Genomic DNA, 18,782 nt, shown 5'->3' on the forward strand with positions numbered 1-18,782 from the left:
GCAGATGCCATTTTAGATAGACTGGTTCACACCGCACATAGAATCAATATAAAGGGAGAATCAATGCGTAAAAAACAAATAAATAAATAGTAAATTTAACCACAATGGAATCGATTTTGAGCACTTAGTTTGCTATGCTCACTTTAATCCGTTTTTAGTGGTTCACTTTGACCGTCCTTTCCAGCATAGGTGTGTCTGGCACTATATATTGTGAAATGAAGGAGGTCCAATATTCTCGAAATACGTTTTAAGTAACCATTTTGTCTTTTTCTCTTATTCTTTATATCTTCATATAGCTGACCTGGATTCATTTTTTATTTGGTAAAATGGGCAAAACAAATGGATTTTCTTCAATCTTCCCTTCATTATATTTTAATAGGATTTCCCGAAGAGCCGGAACAATTTTAATGGAAAATAGTTTATTTCTCGTCTTAGCCCTTATGTAAGTAATTCGATCCAAGTCTCCTTGAATATCTCTGCCCTTTAATAAAGACATGTCCATCTAGTTCATGCCTCTTAAGTAATAAGAAATAAGATATAGGTCTCTTGCCTTTGTAAGTACATTTTCTTTAAAAACAGCGGTTTTTAATGTATTGAGTTGTTCTTCATTTAAAAACATTCTTTTAGGCGTACCACTTTTAATGGCATAGTCCTTAAATGGATTATACTTCTCATTGATAATTTCAGATTTTATAGCTCTTCTATATATGGCACGAAGTGTTCTCATGGAAACGCCTAATCCTCCAGCCGTAATTCCCGCCGCATAATATTTGGTCTCTCATTTTTTTTAAGAAATGTATAGTCGATATGTCTAAAAGGGAGAGGTTTCTCACCGTATGACCTAACAATCCAATTTCTTAAATCACTATAAATACCCGCATTATCATACTTTCATGCAGTTTTTAAATCTGATATGACCTGGTCGATAAAAGTAAAAAAATCGATGTCATGTCTACCCTTACCCTGTATTTCTTTTTTTAATGATGGCATGGAAATTCCTTCTGCCCTTCCTTCTTGTTCTAATAGAGCAACCGTATCATATACTTTTTTTTATTTTTTCCTGAATGACATTATTTAACGGGTAACGTTAGCAGTAATTTTACTGGTGGATTTAATTCTTTGATTACAACTATTAAAATCCTTTTCATGCATAGTGAATCCAATAGGCCAATAGGTCGTTTTTCGATTATATGTAATTCTTATAACCAAAGGATAGGTTCCATCTTTTTTTGTCTAACTTTATTTAATAAAACCTTAGTAGTAATCTTTTGTTTTAACTTTATAAACAAATATTGGTTTTATTGACAATTATTTGAATTATTATATTTTATAAATCGCTGTATTGCAGTTATATATAAATTTATAAAGCCATATAAGACCATAATTTAACGATCTTACAAGCAGGGGATCACTGGTTCGAATCCAGTAGGGCCCACTAAAAAAACCGCACTCTCTAGTGTGGGTTTTTTATTTTTGGATGAATCTGCATTTCTACTTTCTAAAAGCTGCTGTTTCCTGATTTTTTTCCCTAGAAAATTATTTCCATTTGGGGATTGTTCAAAAGAAATTCCTGCGCTATTTTTTTATCTACGGATGTATTCCACAAGTATACTCTTTTTAGGCTTGGAATTTTGGACAGGTCTTGCAGACAGTTTTCGGAAACGCTTGATCCATATAGATTTATACTTTCTAAATGTCGGAGGGTTGAAAGTTGTTTTATTCCAGCATCGGAAAGTTGCGTTCTTTCCAATTCTAGCCTTGTGAGGTTGGGGAATTGGGTAATATAGTTGAGTTGGTCATCGGTAATATTACTTTTTGCCAATGAGAGCCAAGTAATATGATCGGCCACGTCCATCAAGGACTTGATCTTTTCCTCGGTCAGACTTTGGTCGTTGTATTTTACATCCAACAGGTTATTCTCTTCCCCAAGTTTTTTCACAGAAAATCCTAGGTTAATGAGCTTTGTAAGTAGTACCGAATCCGCCGGATTGATTTTTACCGATTCGTACCATGGTTTTGGGGTCGTATCGATTCCATATGTTTTTACTAAGACAGATTTTATGGGTGCCAAAGCTTCCCCTTCTTCAATTTTCATATTAAAATTGGCACCATTGACAATCCACCAATCAAGTAATCGAATTTCCGAATAGGTGAGAGACTGCCCCACAGGTGGCATATATTTTTGGCTTTTTTGGGATAGTGTTACCCTGTTGAAAAGTTCACTTTCAGAAGGATTTCCAGCAATCAGAACCGGCCCGTTTTCCCCACCCAAAATCAGTGAATCTGGGTGTTCCATATTCAAGAGTCCCCTTTTTTCGACGGAATTGTGGCAGGCCCAACACTTTTCCATAAATATTGGCTCTATTAAATCCTTGTAAACGAATATCGAATCCTGGTTGGTGAAATCGGTTTTACCAATTTCCTCCTTTATCTCTAGCTTGTTTTTAATGAAGGATGGAGCATATTCCAAAAGGTAATCCGGACCGTGGGTCAGGGTGCCCCCCAAGTGTCCTTCAATGAAAATCAACAAAAGAACAAGTATGTTTATAGTGGTCTGAATACCAAACGAATAACGTTCCCAGTTTTTTTTAAGCCACCAACCCGTAAATGCGAGTACTACCAAGGAAACTCCCAACCATCGATGAAAAAACAAATCGCTTTCCAGATATAATCCGCTATCGCTCAACCACCACCCAGAGATGATGGACACCAAACCACCAAAGCTTCCCAATAACCAGGCATAACCAATTAAATGACCAAGATTCCTTCCTTTGAGTCGTTGATACCATTCCATAAAAATGGCCAGTAATAGAAATCCAATGGGCAAGTGAACCAAAACAGGGTGAAACCTACCCAGAAAATAGGTGAAGTCCGAAGTAAGGAAAAGCGTCATTTTGTAATTGGGGTTTATACCCTATGAAGTTTAATTGGATACGTTTTTCCCGATGCCCATTGTGGAACATAGAGATTGCCATCGGCATCTATTAGAACGTCGTGCGGATTTCTAAAAGTAGTACCATCATACTGGGGTTCCACCAGCACATTGTTCATGTATTGGGGAGCGCTACCGCCAGGTAAGGAGACTACCTTGTTTTCAGCGTCCAATACCGCCAACATACCGTCCCAGGAATCCCATGTTTTGGTTACTATGACTGCAAAGTAGATATTATCGCCATGAATAACCGGCCTACATATAGAGCATCCGGGTAATTTGACTGTCTCCAGATGTTTTCCATTCAAAGAAAATCTTTTGAATTCCTGGCTGGCCCTCGACGTGATCAAAAGGGTAGGGTTGGAAGCATCCCTGGTATCAAGGGTGATTCCGTGGCAACAGTTAAACTGATCCGGACCGTCCCCGCTTCCTCCAAAATGATTTAAATACTCCCCTTTTTCATTGTAATGTATAATGTAGTTTTCCCCATATCCATCGGCAACATAGAATTCTCCATTTGGTAAAATGGCCGTTTCGGTGGGTTTAAACTGATCATCGCTTTGATATCCGGATATTTCCCTAGGTCTTCCAAGTGTCATTATCGTCTTGCCGTCCAATGTCGTTTTATGAACTTTATGGGTTTCCGGATCGGTTATTAATAGAAATTGGTCACTACCTTCCCCGGCAATGGAAAGGCCATGGGCTCCCGGAAATTCCCTTCCCCAAGATTTTAATACTTTTCCCGTTTTGTCATAAACAATAATATTGTCGTTATTCGAACCTGTGGTTGTCATCAATATCCTGCCCTGACTATCCAGAACCATTTCATGGCAATCGTTTACAGGAATTTTGGCAGGGTCTTGAACGCCCCATTCCTTATCCACTTGATATTTGAAATCACCATGTCCAACAATTCCGTCCATATATTTTTTTGATTTCATAATGCCGAAAGTCTCCTTTGGTACAATTATACTTGCCGTAGTGGCGGCAAGCGTATTTTTAATAAAATTTCTTCTCTTGTTTCCCATATTTTGATTTTTTTAAGCCAAAATTTCCTTAACTACCTCTCCATGAACATCCGTTAGGCGGTACCTTCTTCCTTGAAATTTAAAGGTTAGGCGTTCATGGTCTATTCCCAACAAATGCATTACCGTAGCTTGAAAATCATGAATATGAACAGGCCGTTGCGTGATATTAAAACCAAAATCGTCCGTAGCTCCCAAAGTCATTCCGCCTTTGATTCCAGCGCCAGCCATAAAAATAGTAAAGCATTTTCCATGATGGTCCCTGCCAAAGTTGGTTGCAGTGAGCTGACCTTGGGAGTAATTGGTCCGTCCAAATTCCCCGCCCCAGATTACCAAGGTATCTTCAAGCATCCCACGTTGCTTTAAGTCAGTAATAAGTGCGGCCGTTGCCTGATCTGTATCCTTGCACTGTCTTTGCAGGGCACTGGGCAAATTTCCGTGTTGGTCCCATCCTTGGTGGTACAATTGTATAAATTTTACGTCCCTTTCGGCCAACCTTCTTGCCAATAGGGCATTGGCAGCAAAAGTACCGGGGATTTTGCTGTCTTCACCGTACATGGAATAAATATAATCAGGTTCGTCCGAAGTGTCCATAATCTCAGGAACCGAGGTTTGCATTCTGAAGGCCATTTCATATTGTGCCATCCTGGCCAATATCTCTGGATCTCCAATATCACTGTGATTCAATTGCTCCAACTTTTGTAAATAATCCAATTGTTCCCGTCTTCCTTGGGGGTCGACTCCGGGTGGATTTGTCAAGTATAGCACGGGGTCTTTCCCTGCCCTAAATTGCACACCTTGATGCTGTGAAGGTAGGAATCCATTCCCCCATAATCTGGAATATAAGGGCTGGCCTCCGGTTTTTCCTTTGGTCACCAGCACAACAAATTCTGGAAGGTTTTTGTTGTCCGTGCCAAGGCCATAGCTAAGCCAAGAACCCATAGAAGGTCTTCCCGGTAATTGTGAACCGGTTTGCATAAAAGTAATTGCCGGATCGTGATTGATAGCTTCCGTATACATGGATTTGATGAAGCACAGATCATCCACTATTTTAGCGGTATGTGGCATTAAATTGGTCATCCAGGCACCACTTTCCCCAAACTGATTGAATGATGATAGGGTACCGGCCAATGGCAATGATGCCTGGCCGGACGTCATTCCGGTCAAACGCTGCCCACCGTGTACACTTTCTGGCAAGTCCTGACCCTGCATTTTGTTCAAAAGCGGTTTGTAATCAAATAAATCCAGCTGTGAGGGGGCACCGCTCTGAAAAAGGTAAATGATTCGCTTGGCCTTTGGTGCAAAATGTGGCTGTCCCAAAACCCCACCTCCATTAGCCAATTCTTTTTGTATAGTTTTTGGGGCATTTCCAAAAAGCAAGGAGGAATCAATTAAGGAGCCAAGGCTAAGTGCTCCCATTCCCAATGATGTCTTGGTCAAAAAATCCCTTCTTGTATAATTTTTGTTATGGTTGTTGCACATAGGTACTAGGATTATCTTTTGGTATATGTCTCATCATGGTTCAATAAAGTGTTGGTTACCATGGTCAAGGCAGCTGTTTTTGTTTTGTCTAGGGAATTATCTACAATTTTTTCCCCTACGGACAATAATTGGGTTACTTCCTCGGGATTTTTTTGGAACCAATTTTTCTGTCGGTCGTAAAGTTCCATTAATAGTTGTAATTCGGCTTTTTTGGGTCTTCGGCTCGTTGCTAACCTAAAGGCATGGGTTATTTGATTTTCCAAAGTGTCCCCGCCTTCCTTCTGGATCTTTTCCGCCAGTACCCTGGAGGCTTCAACAAACTGTTTGTCATTCAACAACACAAGTGCCTGCAGGGGCGTATTTGTATTCTCCCTGGATATGGTACAAACCTCCCTAGAGGGTGCATCAAAGGCTATCATGGCCGGATGGGGTTGGGTACGTCTCACGAACGTATACAGGCTCCTACGGTATAAACTATCACCTTTGGATTCTTTGTACCTCATAAGTTCATGGGAAAAGCTTGTTTTTTCAATCCAAAGGTCCGCCGGTTGATAGGGTTTTACACTTTTCCCACCAACAGTTTCTACCAATAGCCCACTTGCAGCCAATGCATTGTCCCGAATTATTTCCGCAGGTAACCTATAGGTATTGCTTCTTGCCAAATAGAAGTTTTCAGGGTCTTTTTGCCAAAGTTCCTCAGACACCTTGGAAGATTGCCTATAGGTATGTGACATGACCATTTTTTTTAATAATTCCCTAATGTTCCAATTACTGTCCATAAGAGAGACCGCCAACCAATCCAATAACTCCGGATGGGTAGGTAGCGATCCTTGAACACCAAAATCAGAAGGGGTGTCCACCAAGCCTTTGCCAAAAAGCAATTGCCAATATCTATTGACCGTAACCCTTGCTGTTAATGGGTTGTCTTTTGAAAATAGCCATTTTGATAGGCCCAATCTATTTTTTGGGAGGTCATCGGGAAATTCAGGTAATATCGATAGCGTATTCGCCTTGACCTCAATGGATGGTTGATCATAGTTTCCTCGATCATATAAATATGCCTTTCTTTTCGTCGGCATTTCTTCCATAACCATGACCTCCATAACGGGTTCCATGGTCGTTAGCCAATTAGATCGTAAGCTTTTTATTTCCTTTTCCAAATCTTGGACCTCTTTGGATCGTTGTACCCAAAATGCCTTGTCTATGGGTAGGCTATCAGTTTCTTTTGGGAGCGTTGCCAGTTCTTTTATTTCATGTGGGGTCAGGCTTCTGTTAAATAATCGAATCTCATCGATTTTACCCAGAAATATTCCATTCTCGCCTGTAAAACCTCTATAGCTTTTGGCCACTTTGACGGGGGCATGGTAAGCGGAATGATCCCCGCTTCTAATGGTCTTAATGCTTTTGTACAAATTATCGAAAACAATTTCTGAAGTTGCCTCTTCCCCATTGATAAAAAGGTGAAGGTCTTTTGCTTTTGAAGACCCTGAGTAGGTAAATGCTACATGGTTCCATGCATTTATCTTTATGGAATCCTTTGTTCTTACGTGAATATAATTATGCGGAAGGGAGTGTATTAGACGTGCATTTAAATGATTGGAATTATCCAAATAAAAATCCCAACCACGCCAAAAATTATTTTTGTCACCAGAAGTACCTATGATGGTCTGGGTTTTTGCGGAATCCCTTTTGGTGGTATTGATCCATAAACTTCCTGAAAAGGTATCGGTCCATTCAAAGTTTGGGATATTATGAAGGTTTAAATCGTCATATTCCCCGTTAAAAAGAAATGCATTGCCTTTAATACCCTGTACCACTTTTGGAGCCTCCTTTGTAGTGGCGTTTTTGTTTTCGTCGGCGATATGACCTTTATTATTTTTAGTAAGCTTGTCCAAAGGGTAGTAACCCAACTTTCCCGTTTCGGTAAAGGAATCAGGCAGTGTTTTGATATAGTCTTCGATTTGCGCCAGTTCATTTTTGGTGAGGGCGAGTTCTTTTTCTTTGTTGGCAATCTTTTTTTGAAGGTCGCTTAACTTGTCTTCCGATTTTTTATCAGGTAGGGCGAGCATGGGGCCATAGTTACCATCATCACCGGTCATACCCAATTCCTTGACGTTATTAAAGAATGCCGCCATTTGAAAGTAGTCCTTTTGACTGATTGGATCGAACTTATGGTCATGGCATCTTGCGCAGGCCACGGTAAGGCCCATAAAGGCCGTTGCAACGGTTTCAGTACGATCAAAAACATAGTTCAGCCTAAATTCTTCCTCAATGGCTCCGCCCTCAGCGGTCATTGGATGGTTCCTATTAAACGCCGTGGCAAGCTTTTGATCTCTAGTTGCATTTGGAAATAGGTCTCCTGCCAATTGCCAGGTAACAAATTCGTCATAAGACATATTGTTCTTGAAAGCCTCTATGACCCAATCCCGCCATGGCCACATTAAACGGGCTCCATCAGCGTGAAGTCCGTGTGAATCCGCATATCTTGCAAGATCCAACCAGTCCAATGCCAATCTTTCCGCATGGGCATCGGTTTGGAGCAGCCTGTCCACTACTTTTTCATAGGCATCATTGCTGGAATCCTTTAAAAAATCATCTATTTCCTTAATGGTAGGAGGTAGGCCCGTTAAGTCCATGGTTACCCTTCTGATCATTTTTTCCTTATCAGCTTCGGGCGATGGGGAGAAATTTTTAGTTTTCAATTTTTTCTGAACAAATCCATCTATTTCATTATGGTACGGCCAATTGCTGTTTACAGGTTCAGGATTGTATTGTTTTTTGGGTTTTAGGAAGGCCCAGTGATTGCTCCAATTGGCCCCTTGTTCCACCCATTTGATCAAAATGGCCTTCTCCGTTTTGGTAAGGGACAGGTTCGATTCCGGTGGCGGCATTTGAAGTTCTGGGTCGTTGCTTAGAATTCGTTGTATGCACTCACTACCTTCTGGATTTCCTTTTACTAAGGCCCTATTACCTGATTCGAGCATTTTAAAAGCAAATTCCTCGGTATCCAATCGCAATCCTGCTTTTCGGGTATTTTCATCCGGCCCGTGGCATGCATAACAACGATCGGATAAAATAGGTTTTACGTTATAATTAAAATCGATATTTTCTGGCAGGTCCGTATACGCAACCTCTAGTTCTTCCGGAACGTTATATTGACAGCTATAAAGCAAAAAGACAGAAATGAGCAGTCCAAAATACTTGAAATTCATTTAGATAGGTGTCGAAGTTCTTCCTTAAATGTACATCTTTTTTTGAAAAAGAATCATTTTATAAGAAGAAGAACACTGGACTTTTTGGTCTATGAGAATAGAACTTGCCAATTTGAATTACATTCTTTTTAACGAACTAAAATTTAGTAGTACCTTAGCCCTCCAAAATGGGATATTAGCTCAGTTGGTTTAGAGCGCTGCCTTGACAGGGCAGAGGTCACTGGTTCGAATCCAGTATATCCCACTTTTTTAATCCATCATTGCGGCAAAATTTGATTTTAGATTAGCTCCAATATTCTTTCCAGAGCCATTCCTCTAGAACCCTTTATTAGTATTGTTGATTTTGGAAGATCCAATGATTCAAGATTTTGTTTCAATTGGTCAAATGTCCTCAGTTTTGGAAATTCACTTTTGACCTTAAAGAAATTTTCCCCGACAAGAAATACATTGTCGAAATACAATTCTTTGGCCAAATCCGCTATTTTTTGATGCTCTTCATGTGCGCTTTCCCCAAGCTCGAACATATCGCCCAGAAACAATACTTTGTTACCACTTTCAATTTTTGCGAAATTTTGAATTGCAGCGTACATGCTTGTCGGGTTAGCGTTATAAGCGTCTAGAATGATTTTTAGTCCGTTTTTTTCAATAATTTGAGATCTGTTGTTCGAAGGTAAGTACTCTTCCAGCCCTGCTTTAATTTTATCCAAGGGCACATTGAAGTATTTGCCCATGATGATCGCAGCGCAACAGTTGGTGAAATTGTATTCACCAATAAGGTTTGACTGTATGGTGACATCCTCTACTTGTAAACTCACAAAGGGATTTACCGAGATTAAATGAATAGGATAGAATGCTTGATCTGAAGTGCTGAAACCATATTTTTTGATATAACCCCCTAGTTTTTCTTTCTGTATAGGGTCATCTGCATTCATAAAAATACCTTTATCGTGGGCCATTAAAAAATCATAGAGTTCGCTTTTCCCCTTAATTACGCCTTCTACACCACCAAAGCCCTCCAAGTGTGCCTTGCCAAAGTTGGTTATATATCCAAAGTCAGGTTCCGCTATGGAACAAAGAAATTCGATTTCCTTTTGATGATTGGCTCCCATTTCCACTATGGCAATTTCTGTATTCTCTTTAATGGAAAGTAATGTTAGTGGCACCCCTATATGGTTGTTGAGGTTGCCGGAAGTGGCTATCGTCCTATATTTTTTTGAAAGCACGGAATTAATGAGCTCTTTGGTGGTAGTCTTGCCATTACTGCCAGTAAGACCTATTACCTTTGCCGCGGAAAACCTTCTATGAAAAGTTCCCAAATTTTGAAGTGTTTTTAATACATCATCTACCAGAAATTTTTGTTTCCCTGAATGCTTTTCATCATCAATAATGGCATAGGCAGCTCCTTTTACCAAAGCTTGGTCCGCATATTCGTTTCCATTGAAGTTATCGCCCTTGAGGGCAAAGAAGAGGTCTCCAGGTTTTATTTTTCTGGTATCGGTGCAGACACTGGGATAGTTCAAAAAGACTTGGTGCAGTTCATCTATTTTCATGAAACCGAAGATAAAAAAAAAGCCCTTTTTATAAAGGGCTTTTGTCTTATTTGGAAAGTAAAAAATACTATTTAGCTTTTTTTCCTCTTACCGTTTTGTTTTTTGTTTTGGATTTGGAACCCACTCTTGACATGGCACATCTAAAGCCAATATAATCCGTTGCCATGTATTGGGGCAAGTACCTTCTTTGTGCCGGATCTAACCAGTACGCCCTATCTCTCCATGAGCCACCTTTATAAACCCTTACTTCGTCATTGATCAAGGAAGTTCTATTGTTTGATTGATCGTACTGTCTAACAAGGTTGCCAGAAGAATCTCTTTCCACTTTGTGTTTTGGCGAATTGTACATAGCCTGATTATCAGTCTCTTCCTCATCACTAAATCTGTCAAAGAATCTGGAGGATCCCGGATCTCCGTCCCTGTAGCCTCTGTTGTCACTTGAGGAGAAGTTGGTCCTCAAATAAGTTTCTTCTTCGTCAACAGGTACCATCTTAATCTCACCGGGTAGGTTAACCGCAACTACTTTTCCATTGGGCAACGTATCGAAAACGATGGAATCTTGCAAGATATTTACCTTTCCGTCCTCACCTATGGCAGTTTTCATGTAAATATTTCCTCTATAGTAGTTGAAATCGCTTATTTCATCGTCCACTATGGGTCTGTATACATCGGCTACCCACTCTGAAACGTTTCCGGCCATATCGTAAAGCCCTAAATCGTTTGGCTTATAGGACATAACCTCGGCAGTGATATCGGCGCCGTCATCGGACCATCCGGCAATTCCGCCGTAATCACCTTTACCTTGCTTAAAGTTTGCCAACTGGTCACCGCGACCTACTCTTTGTCCGTTTCTGGTATAATCACCTTCCCAAGGATATTTTTTTCTTCCTCTATAGTTGTTATACTCCCTTTGTCCAACTTGCGCCTGCGCCGCATATTCCCACTCTGTTTCCGTAGGAAGTCTATATTCCGGCATGATGATACCGCTACTTCTTTTGGCAAAAGTAGATACACTATCTTTTTTCATTTTCCCCTGTAGGGAATCAATTTGACCATTGTAAACAGATTCTGGTCTGTTCAAGTAAGCTTCTGTGCTAAAAGTGCCGGCAACTTCACCGTTAAGTGCTTGGTATTTGGCATCTTTGGCCAGATAGCCTTCCCTTTCCAGCATAGCTTCGTTTACACGGTCCGTTCTCCATTCCGCAAATTGGGTAGCTTGAATCCAGTTTACACCAACAACGGGATACTCCGCATAGGCAGGGTGTCTTAAGTAGTTATTGGTCATTGTTTCGTTGAATCCCAGTCTGTTTCTCCAAACCAAGGTATCCGGTAGGGCACCTTTATAAATGTTTGCATATTTGGGATTTTCTGGTGGATAAACACTTTTAAGATAATCCAAATACTCCAGATACATGACATTGGTTACTTCGGTCTCATCCATGTAAAAGGATTGAACATGCTGCGAAGTTGGGGTGTTGTTCCAATCATGCATCACATCATCCTGTACCTTTCCTTTGGTAAATGTTCCACCTTCAACAAATACGAGTCCAGGAGCCGTTTCTTGCTCTTTGAAGTCAGTATTGTATTGAAAACCACCTTCCTTTTCATTTATCTTCCAACCTGTAGCTCTGGACACATTTTTGGAGGATGTAGATTTGGAACAGCTGGTAACTGTAAAACCTCCCGCAATTACGGTGCATGAGAGTACAACTTTAATAAACTGTTTTTTCATAATTAGGACTTGAGTTCAATCTGTTTAAACTAATAGTTCGATAGTCTAATTTGATTTGGATTTTAATTAAATTTTATCGCTTTTGCTGGTTAAAACGATGTTTTGATTATTATATTTTATCGATTAAAATATTTTTGGCGATTCCGGCATGAAAATATTCTTGATAAGAATTTTGTCTATCATGGATAACGCACCAAAAGGGGATATAGTATATTCGCGGCGAACTTACAGTAAGAATACTGTTACTTTATCCGAAGTGCTAAAAAAAACTAAAAATTTATCCATAATGGTGCAAGATAACGTTGAAAACATCGTTTACATATAAAATTATATGGACCAAAGATTATGAAAGACTAAATTGGTCCACTTTATATCAACTATTGAATTAATGAAAAAAGTTACATTTATTTTAACGCTCATGTTATTGGTGAAAGCCAATGCACAGGAAAACCAAAGGGTGATAACCACAGCGGTCCCATTTTTGACCATTGCTGCCGATGCTCGTTCCGCGGGGATGGGAGATATGGGGGTGGCAACTTCTACCGATGCTTTTTCCCAACAATGGAACCCTGCAAAATTTGCTTTTGCGGAGCGAAAAATGGGAATAGGTTTAAGCTATACCCCTTACTTGGAAAGCATAATCACGGACATTTCCCTTTTAAATGGTAGTTATTACAATAAAATCAAAGAGCAAAGCGCTTTCGCGGTCAGTCTACGATATTTCACCTTGGGTGAGATCGAGTTGCGACAATTTGCCAATGACCCCGGTACCTTGGCAAAACCAAACGAACTCGCTTTGGACGGATCCTACTCCTTAAAATTGAGCCCAACTTTTTCTATGGCAGTGGCCGGTAGGTATATTCGTTCCAACTTGCGATTGCCACAACAAAGTGGCTCTGTAGATTCCCAAGCGGCAAGCTCTTTTGCCGTGGATGTGGCTGGATTCTATCGTTCAAGGGAAATTGCATACAATAGCTTTGATGGAAGGTGGAGAGCAGGTTTCAATATCTCGAACGTTGGTGGTAAAATCCAATATGATGAAGGAGGGCAGGAAAACTTTTTACCAAGCAACTTAAAATTTGGTGTTGGGTTTGATTTTATCCTTGATCAGGATAACGTAATTGGTATTAGCTCTGAATTCAACAAATTGTTGGTACCAACACCAAAGGATCAAAACGGTGATGGGGTCATTGATTCTGCAGATAATGATATTTACCAGAACGAGAGTGGTTTTAGTGGTATTTTTGGTTCTTTTGGGGATGCACCAGGTGGTTTCAGTGAGGAACTACAAGAAATGACTTGGGCCTTGGGTGCTGAATATGTATATCAGGACTCCTTCATGGTAAGGACGGGTTATTTTAATGAAAGCGAAGTAAAGGGATCAAGGAAGTTCTTTACTCTTGGAGCAGGATTCAAGTTTAAATCGGCACAAATCGATCTTTCCTATTTGTTCTCCACCTCCCAAGTTAGGAATCCATTGGAAAACACGTTGCGTTTTGGGTTGACCTTTAGCCTTGGCGAAGAGTTCTATAATGATTAATTTCAGAATTAAATAAATAGAAACCCGCAGTTTGCGGGTTTTTTTGTTTTGTATCTTCACGCAGGAAATTTACACAATGGCAACTAGGAGGAAAATAGGTTTTGACATTATAATATATGATTCCTTTGTAGAATTGGAAGAAAGTGATAGAAGGTTATTGGAAAAGTCCGTCGAGGCAAGGAACAATGCCTATGCCCCCTATTCCAATTTTCATGTGGGCGCCGCTTTGGAATTGGAGAATGGTGAAATTGTGAATGGAAGTAACCAAGAAAACGCCTCATATCCATCCGGACTTTGTGCAGAGCGGGTGGCCGTTTTTTATGCCGGGGCAAAATATCCTAACGTAGCCATAAAAACGTTGGCCATATCGGTCACATCAAAAAATAGTGAGGTGTTGGAGCCGGCAGCACCTTGCGGCAATTGTAGGCAGTCTCTTTTCGAATATGAATACAGACAAAAATCACCTATAAGGATTTTAATGATGGGTGCCAAGGGCAAAGTTGTTGAATGTAGTTCCGTAGCTGATATTTTGCCTTTGGGTTTCGATAATACCTATCTATAAACCAAAGCATAATAGATTTCCCTTTTAAACACGGAAATCCTAATTTTTGTTAAGCCTGTAATTTCTTCTCGCTTTTATTTCTATTATTTTTATCCATTCATTTATATGTGTATTTTTGTTCTCTTGTGATGTAGTATATGAACATTGCTTTTGAGTCCGATTAATTTGTTTTAAATTTTAAAAATCGATGAAAAAAATCACCAAGGAAACTTATTTGAAATGGTATGAGGACATGCTGTTTTGGCGCAAGTTCGAGGACAAGCTTGCAGCAGTGTACATTCAGCAAAAGGTTAGAGGTTTTCTTCATTTGTACAATGGTCAGGAGGCAGTGTTGGCTGGGGCATTGCATGCTATGGATTTGACCAAGGACAGAATGATAACGGCTTACAGAAATCATGTTCAGCCCATTGGCATGGGGGTTGACCCAAGAAAGGTAATGGCTGAATTATATGGTAAGGTTACCGGAACATCCAAAGGTATGGGAGGTTCCATGCACATATTTTCCAAGGAGCATCGGTTTCATGGCGGACATGGCATTGTTGGTGGCCAGATTCCTCTAGGGGCCGGAATGGCATTTGGGGATAAATATCACGGTAGTGATGCCGTAACCCTCTGCTATATGGGGGATGGAGCCGTTAGACAAGGGTCTTTACATGAGACCTTCAACTTGGCCATGCTTTGGCAATTGCCCGTGGTTTTCGTGTGTGAGAATAATGGTTATGCCATGGGAACTTCCGTGGCAAGAACTTCGTTTTCTACGGATATCTGGAAATTGGGATTGGGATATGAAATGCCCTGTGGTCCCGTAGATGGAATGAATCCCGTTACCGTGGCACAGGAAATGAGCAAGGCCATAGAGCGGGCACGTACCGGTGGTGGTCCCACCTTCTTGGAGATGAAAACATACCGATACAGAGGTCACTCCATGTCAGACGCACAGCATTACAGAACCAAGGAAGAGGTGGAAGAATACAAAAAAATTGATCCTATTACCCAGGTTCTGGATGTAATTAAGGAAAATAAATACGCAACTGACGAGGAAATCAAGAAGATAGACAAGCGGGTCAAAGATTTGGTTAAGGAGTGCGAAGAGTTCGCGGAAAAATCAGATTATCCGCCAGTACAGCAATTGTACGATATGGTATACGAGCAAGAAGATTTTCCATTCGTTCAACATAAATTGTAATTAAATGGCAGAAGTAATCAATATGCCGCGATTAAGCGATACCATGGAAGAGGGTACCGTTGCAAAGTGGTTGAAAAACGTAGGGGATAAAGTAGAGGAAGGAGACATTTTGGCTGAAATCGAAACGGATAAGGCCACTATGGAATTTGAATCATTTTATAACGGAACATTACTCCATATCGGTATTCAAGAAGGTGATGGGGCCCCTGTGGATACGCTCTTGGCCATAATCGGGGAAGAGGGTGAGGATATTTCTGACCTATTGAAGGGCGGTGGAAGCACAAAGAAAGAAGAAAATACTTCGGATAAAACCGATGACGATGAAACGAACACGGATACTTCAGAGGATACTGAAGTTGAAGAAGATGATACCGCAACCGGGGAAATCCCGGCAGGAGTGGAAATCGTGAAGATGCCCCGTTTGAGTGATACCATGGAAGAAGGCACCGTGGCCAGTTGGTTGAAACAAGTGGGCGACGATGTTGAGGAAGGAGATATTCTTGCCGAAATCGAGACTGACAAGGCTACCATGGAATTTGAATCTTTCTATTCCGGGAAACTGCTCTATATTGGAATACAAGAGGGGGAATCTGCACCTGTGGATGCGGTTCTTGCTGTAATAGGACCCGAAGGAACGGATGTGGATGCCGTTTTAAACGCAAAATCGGGTTCAAAGAAAGGCGCGAAGGCCGAAACCAAAAACGAGGATACCTCAAAGACTGCGGATAGCGAGGAAACATCCAGTACTGAATCCACAACGGTTACTTCAGATGGAAATAGAATTTTTGCATCGCCTTTGGCCAAGAAAATTGCAGAGGATCGGGGTATAGACATTTCCAAGGTCTCTGGGACTGGCGATAATGGAAGAATTATAAAAAAGGATATCGAAAACTATACACCTTCGGAAGCTCCAAAAGCGGCACCTGAAGTTGCAAAAGCGGAAAAGGCGGTGAGTGCACCAGCAGTCTCTATGGCAATTCCTGCTGGAGAGGAAGGTGTGGAGGAAACCAAGAATTCAAACATGCGAAAGGCTATTGCCAAGGCATTGGGGAATTCGAAGTTTACCGCCCCCCATTTTTACTTGACCATTGAGGTGGATATGGATAACGCCATTGCCTCTAGGGCCCAGATAAATAGCTTGCCGGATACCAAGGTTTCTTTTAACGATATGGTTTTAAAGGCCTGTGCCATGGCCTTGCGAAAGCATCCTCAGGTAAATACTACATGGAACGGGGATACTACCAAGCAATATAAACATATTCATATGGGCGTTGCCGTAGCGGTGGACGAAGGTTTGGTCGTGCCGGTAATCAAGCATGCAGATATGCTCGGTCTGACCCAAATTGGGGCGGCCGTTAAGGAATTGGCCGGTAAGGCGAGAAGTAAAAAGATTGCACCTTCTGAAATGGAAGGTAGTACTTTTACAGTGTCCAATTTGGGCATGTTCGGTATTCAGGAATTTACATCTATTATAAACCAACCCAATTCTGCAATTCTTTCCGTTGGGGCCATTGTGGAAAAACCAGTGGTAAAAAACGGTGAAATAGTTATTGGGAATACCATGAAATTGACCTTGGCCTGTGATCACAGGACCGTTGATGGTGCCGTGGGAGCCCAATTCTTGCAGACACTCAGGTATTTTGTAGAGAATCCTGTGACGATGTTGGCATAGTCCTGTCAAAAACATTAAAACATAAAAGCATCTCTCATGGGAGATGCTTTTTTTATCTTTATCGTTCAAAGTTTATAATATGAAACGAACGCTTACAAGTTTTCTTTTAGTGCTGCTTTTGGTTTCCTGTGGTTCCAAAAAGTTAAATAATGAAACGGTTTTGAATCCTGATGGTCCCGATGGACTAAAAGGGAGAATAATTCCGGATGAAATCAGATCTTCCACAGAGGGCTCAGGGAAAGAAGTTGGGAATGATATCGTTTTTTCAACATTGGAAGATATTGCCGTACTTATGGATTATTTAGCTTCCGATGAATTACAGGGTAGGGGCTCCGGAACCAAGGGTATAGAGATGGCTGCCGGCTTTATTGAGGAGCGACTACTATCCAGTGGGGTTGAACCTTATTTTATGGTATTTAAGGACACCTTGGAAAATTTTGAGGGAATCGCGTTTAATGTTGTGGGCGTTTTAGAGGGAACAGACCCAAGTCTAAAGAATGAATACGTGGTTCTGGGTGCACATTACGACCACTTGGGAATTGTTAGCCCTGAGAATGGGGACGACATTGCCAACGGTGCCAATGACAATGCCTCGGGTACTGCTACCGTCATGGAACTGGCCAGATACTTTGGTCGAGAAAAATCGAATAAAAGGAGCCTCATCTTTGCGTTCTTCAGTGCAGAGGAAAAGGGACTTTTAGGTTCAAGGCATTTGGCCAAAAAATTAAAGGCGGGAGGTTTGGATATGTACGCCATGTTGAATTACGAAATGGTGGGCGTGCCCATGGTGGAAAAGGACCATTTGGTATATCTTACGGGTTACGAATTGTCCAATATGGCGCAAGTAAGCAATTCTTATGCAGGGGGAAAAGTGGTAGGGTTTTTACCCCAAGCCAAGGAGTTCAATTTGTTCAAAAGATCGGATAATTACGCATTCCATCAAGAATTCAACGTTCCTTCACAAACCTATAGCACTTTTGACTTTACAAACTTTCCCTATTATCATAAAGTGGATGATGAACCTTCAGAAATGGATTATGGACATATGGCCCATGTAGTGAATAAAATGATACCCATTGTGGAGGGAATTGTCAATTCCCCCGTGAAAGAATTAAAATACAATTAATGGCCAACGTAATAATTACAGGTTCCAGCCGCGGTATTGGCTTTGAATTGGCCAAGTTGTTCGCCAGTGAGGGACACTCCGTTTTGGCACTTTCGAGAAATGAAGCACCTATACAGAATCTTAACAATGATTTTATAACTGCCTTTTCGTTCGATTTGTCGAGTGCTTCGGACTTAGATAAGGTAGAGGATTTTGTGAAAAGAGAGTGGCAAGAAGTAGATATCCTGATCAATAATGCGGGAGCTCTTTTGAACAAACCTTTCGCGGATACCTCCTTGGATGAATTTAAGAAAGTATACGAGGTAAATGTCTTTGGGGTGGCTGCCATAACCAGATCGATTGCTCCCTATATGTCACATACCGGACACGTAGTCACTATAAGTTCCATGGGCGGTGTTCAGGGGAGTATGAAATTTCCGGGACTATCGGCCTATAGCTCCAGCAAGGGCGCTGTAATTACACTTACGGAATTGTTGGCGGAGGAATACAAGGAAACCGGACCTTCCTTTAATGTACTTGCCTTGGGTGCCGTTCAAACCGAAATGCTAGAAGAAGCTTTTCCGGGCTATGAGGCTCCAGTGACCGCTTTGGAAATGGCCACTTACATTAAAGATTTTGCACTTACGGGACATAAACTTTTCAATGGAAAATTGATTCAGGTTTCTAATTCTACCCCTTAGTTCAATGGCCTTTGTACCCTATTTTCCCTGCTGTTTTGTTAATTAAAATCAATACCCTAGAATTCTTATTTTTTCGGGTATTT

General features: G+C 40.9%; 15 protein-coding genes, 1 tRNA gene and 1 pseudogene. 8 read left to right on the forward strand and 9 right to left on the reverse strand.

What is annotated here, in order from left to right:
* A partial coding sequence (locus BFP75_RS22145) for an ATP-binding protein (RefSeq protein WP_240531765.1) occupies positions 1-90 on the forward strand: 90 nt, incomplete at its 5' end.
* 217 nt (positions 91-307) lie between these two features.
* On the opposite strand, the gene BFP75_RS12060 is transcribed toward BFP75_RS22145, so the two are convergent.
* The 7 genes and pseudogenes from BFP75_RS12060 to BFP75_RS12090 all read right to left on the reverse strand — a co-directional run bounded on the left by BFP75_RS12060 (position 308) and on the right by BFP75_RS12090 (position 8,651).
* Entirely contained in the window at positions 308-496 is a 189-nt protein-coding gene (locus BFP75_RS12060) for a hypothetical protein (protein ID WP_123803438.1), read from the reverse strand.
* Between the two features lie 6 nt (positions 497-502).
* Positions 503-727 (reverse strand): hypothetical protein, encoded by a 225-nt coding sequence (locus BFP75_RS12065; RefSeq protein ID WP_099545638.1) that lies wholly within the window; start codon positions 725-727, stop codon positions 503-505.
* A 347-nt stretch (positions 728-1,074) separates the two neighbouring features.
* A pseudogene (locus BFP75_RS22715) lies at positions 1,075-1,221 on the reverse strand (Arm DNA-binding domain-containing protein); the annotation flags it as partial.
* Positions 1,222-1,528: 307 nt separating this feature from the next.
* Positions 1,529-2,893, reverse strand: a complete 1,365-nt coding sequence (locus BFP75_RS12075; protein WP_099545640.1) for a c-type cytochrome domain-containing protein — start codon at positions 2,891-2,893, stop codon at positions 1,529-1,531.
* Positions 2,894-2,907: 14 nt separating this feature from the next.
* Entirely contained in the window at positions 2,908-3,960 is a 1,053-nt protein-coding gene (locus BFP75_RS12080; protein ID WP_099545641.1) for a 6-bladed beta-propeller, read from the reverse strand.
* 12 nt (positions 3,961-3,972) lie between these two features.
* A complete protein-coding gene (locus BFP75_RS12085; RefSeq protein ID WP_099545642.1) occupies positions 3,973-5,439 on the reverse strand; it encodes a DUF1501 domain-containing protein in 1,467 nt (488 codons plus the stop codon).
* A gap of 11 nt (positions 5,440-5,450) precedes the next feature.
* Positions 5,451-8,651, reverse strand: a complete 3,201-nt coding sequence (locus BFP75_RS12090; RefSeq protein ID WP_099545643.1) for a DUF1553 domain-containing protein — start codon at positions 8,649-8,651, stop codon at positions 5,451-5,453.
* Between the two features lie 169 nt (positions 8,652-8,820).
* Between BFP75_RS12090 and BFP75_RS12095 the strand changes: the two genes are divergently transcribed.
* Positions 8,821-8,895, forward strand: a tRNA-Val gene (locus tag BFP75_RS12095).
* Between the two features lie 34 nt (positions 8,896-8,929).
* On the opposite strand, the gene BFP75_RS12100 is transcribed toward BFP75_RS12095, so the two are convergent.
* Together BFP75_RS12100 and gldJ are read right to left on the reverse strand one after the other, a co-directional pair.
* Positions 8,930-10,201 (reverse strand): UDP-N-acetylmuramoyl-tripeptide--D-alanyl-D-alanine ligase, encoded by a 1,272-nt coding sequence (locus BFP75_RS12100; RefSeq protein WP_099545644.1) that lies wholly within the window; start codon positions 10,199-10,201, stop codon positions 8,930-8,932.
* 67 nt (positions 10,202-10,268) lie between these two features.
* Positions 10,269-11,933, reverse strand: coding sequence for a gliding motility lipoprotein GldJ (gene gldJ, locus BFP75_RS12105; RefSeq protein ID WP_099545645.1), 1,665 nt, complete (start codon positions 11,931-11,933; stop codon positions 10,269-10,271).
* 388 nt (positions 11,934-12,321) lie between these two features.
* On the opposite strand from gldJ, the gene porV reads away from it, so the two are divergent.
* The 6 genes from porV (at position 12,322) to BFP75_RS12135 (ending at position 18,699) form a co-directional block, all read left to right on the forward strand.
* Complete coding sequence (gene porV, locus BFP75_RS12110) at positions 12,322-13,473, forward strand: type IX secretion system outer membrane channel protein PorV (RefSeq protein ID WP_099545646.1); 1,152 nt, start codon at positions 12,322-12,324, stop codon at positions 13,471-13,473.
* Between the two features lie 76 nt (positions 13,474-13,549).
* Positions 13,550-14,035 (forward strand): cytidine deaminase, encoded by a 486-nt coding sequence (gene cdd / locus BFP75_RS12115; protein WP_099545647.1) that lies wholly within the window; start codon positions 13,550-13,552, stop codon positions 14,033-14,035.
* A gap of 187 nt (positions 14,036-14,222) precedes the next feature.
* Positions 14,223-15,221 (forward strand): pyruvate dehydrogenase (acetyl-transferring) E1 component subunit alpha, encoded by a 999-nt coding sequence (pdhA, locus tag BFP75_RS12120; RefSeq protein WP_099545648.1) that lies wholly within the window; start codon positions 14,223-14,225, stop codon positions 15,219-15,221.
* A gap of 4 nt (positions 15,222-15,225) precedes the next feature.
* Positions 15,226-16,893 (forward strand): pyruvate dehydrogenase complex dihydrolipoamide acetyltransferase, encoded by a 1,668-nt coding sequence (locus tag BFP75_RS12125; protein ID WP_099545649.1) that lies wholly within the window; start codon positions 15,226-15,228, stop codon positions 16,891-16,893.
* 79 nt (positions 16,894-16,972) lie between these two features.
* Positions 16,973-18,019 (forward strand): M28 family metallopeptidase, encoded by a 1,047-nt coding sequence (locus BFP75_RS12130; RefSeq protein ID WP_099545650.1) that lies wholly within the window; start codon positions 16,973-16,975, stop codon positions 18,017-18,019.
* Positions 18,019-18,699: an SDR family NAD(P)-dependent oxidoreductase gene (locus BFP75_RS12135; protein WP_099545651.1), complete on the forward strand. Its 681-nt coding sequence runs from the start codon at positions 18,019-18,021 to the stop codon at positions 18,697-18,699. The genes BFP75_RS12130 and BFP75_RS12135 overlap by 1 nt, the downstream gene beginning before the upstream one ends.
* Positions 18,700-18,782: the final 83 nt, after the last annotated feature.

The sequence above is a fragment of the Maribacter sp. 4G9 genome, from assembly GCF_002742265.1.
Taxonomy (GTDB): domain Bacteria; phylum Bacteroidota; class Bacteroidia; order Flavobacteriales; family Flavobacteriaceae; genus Maribacter.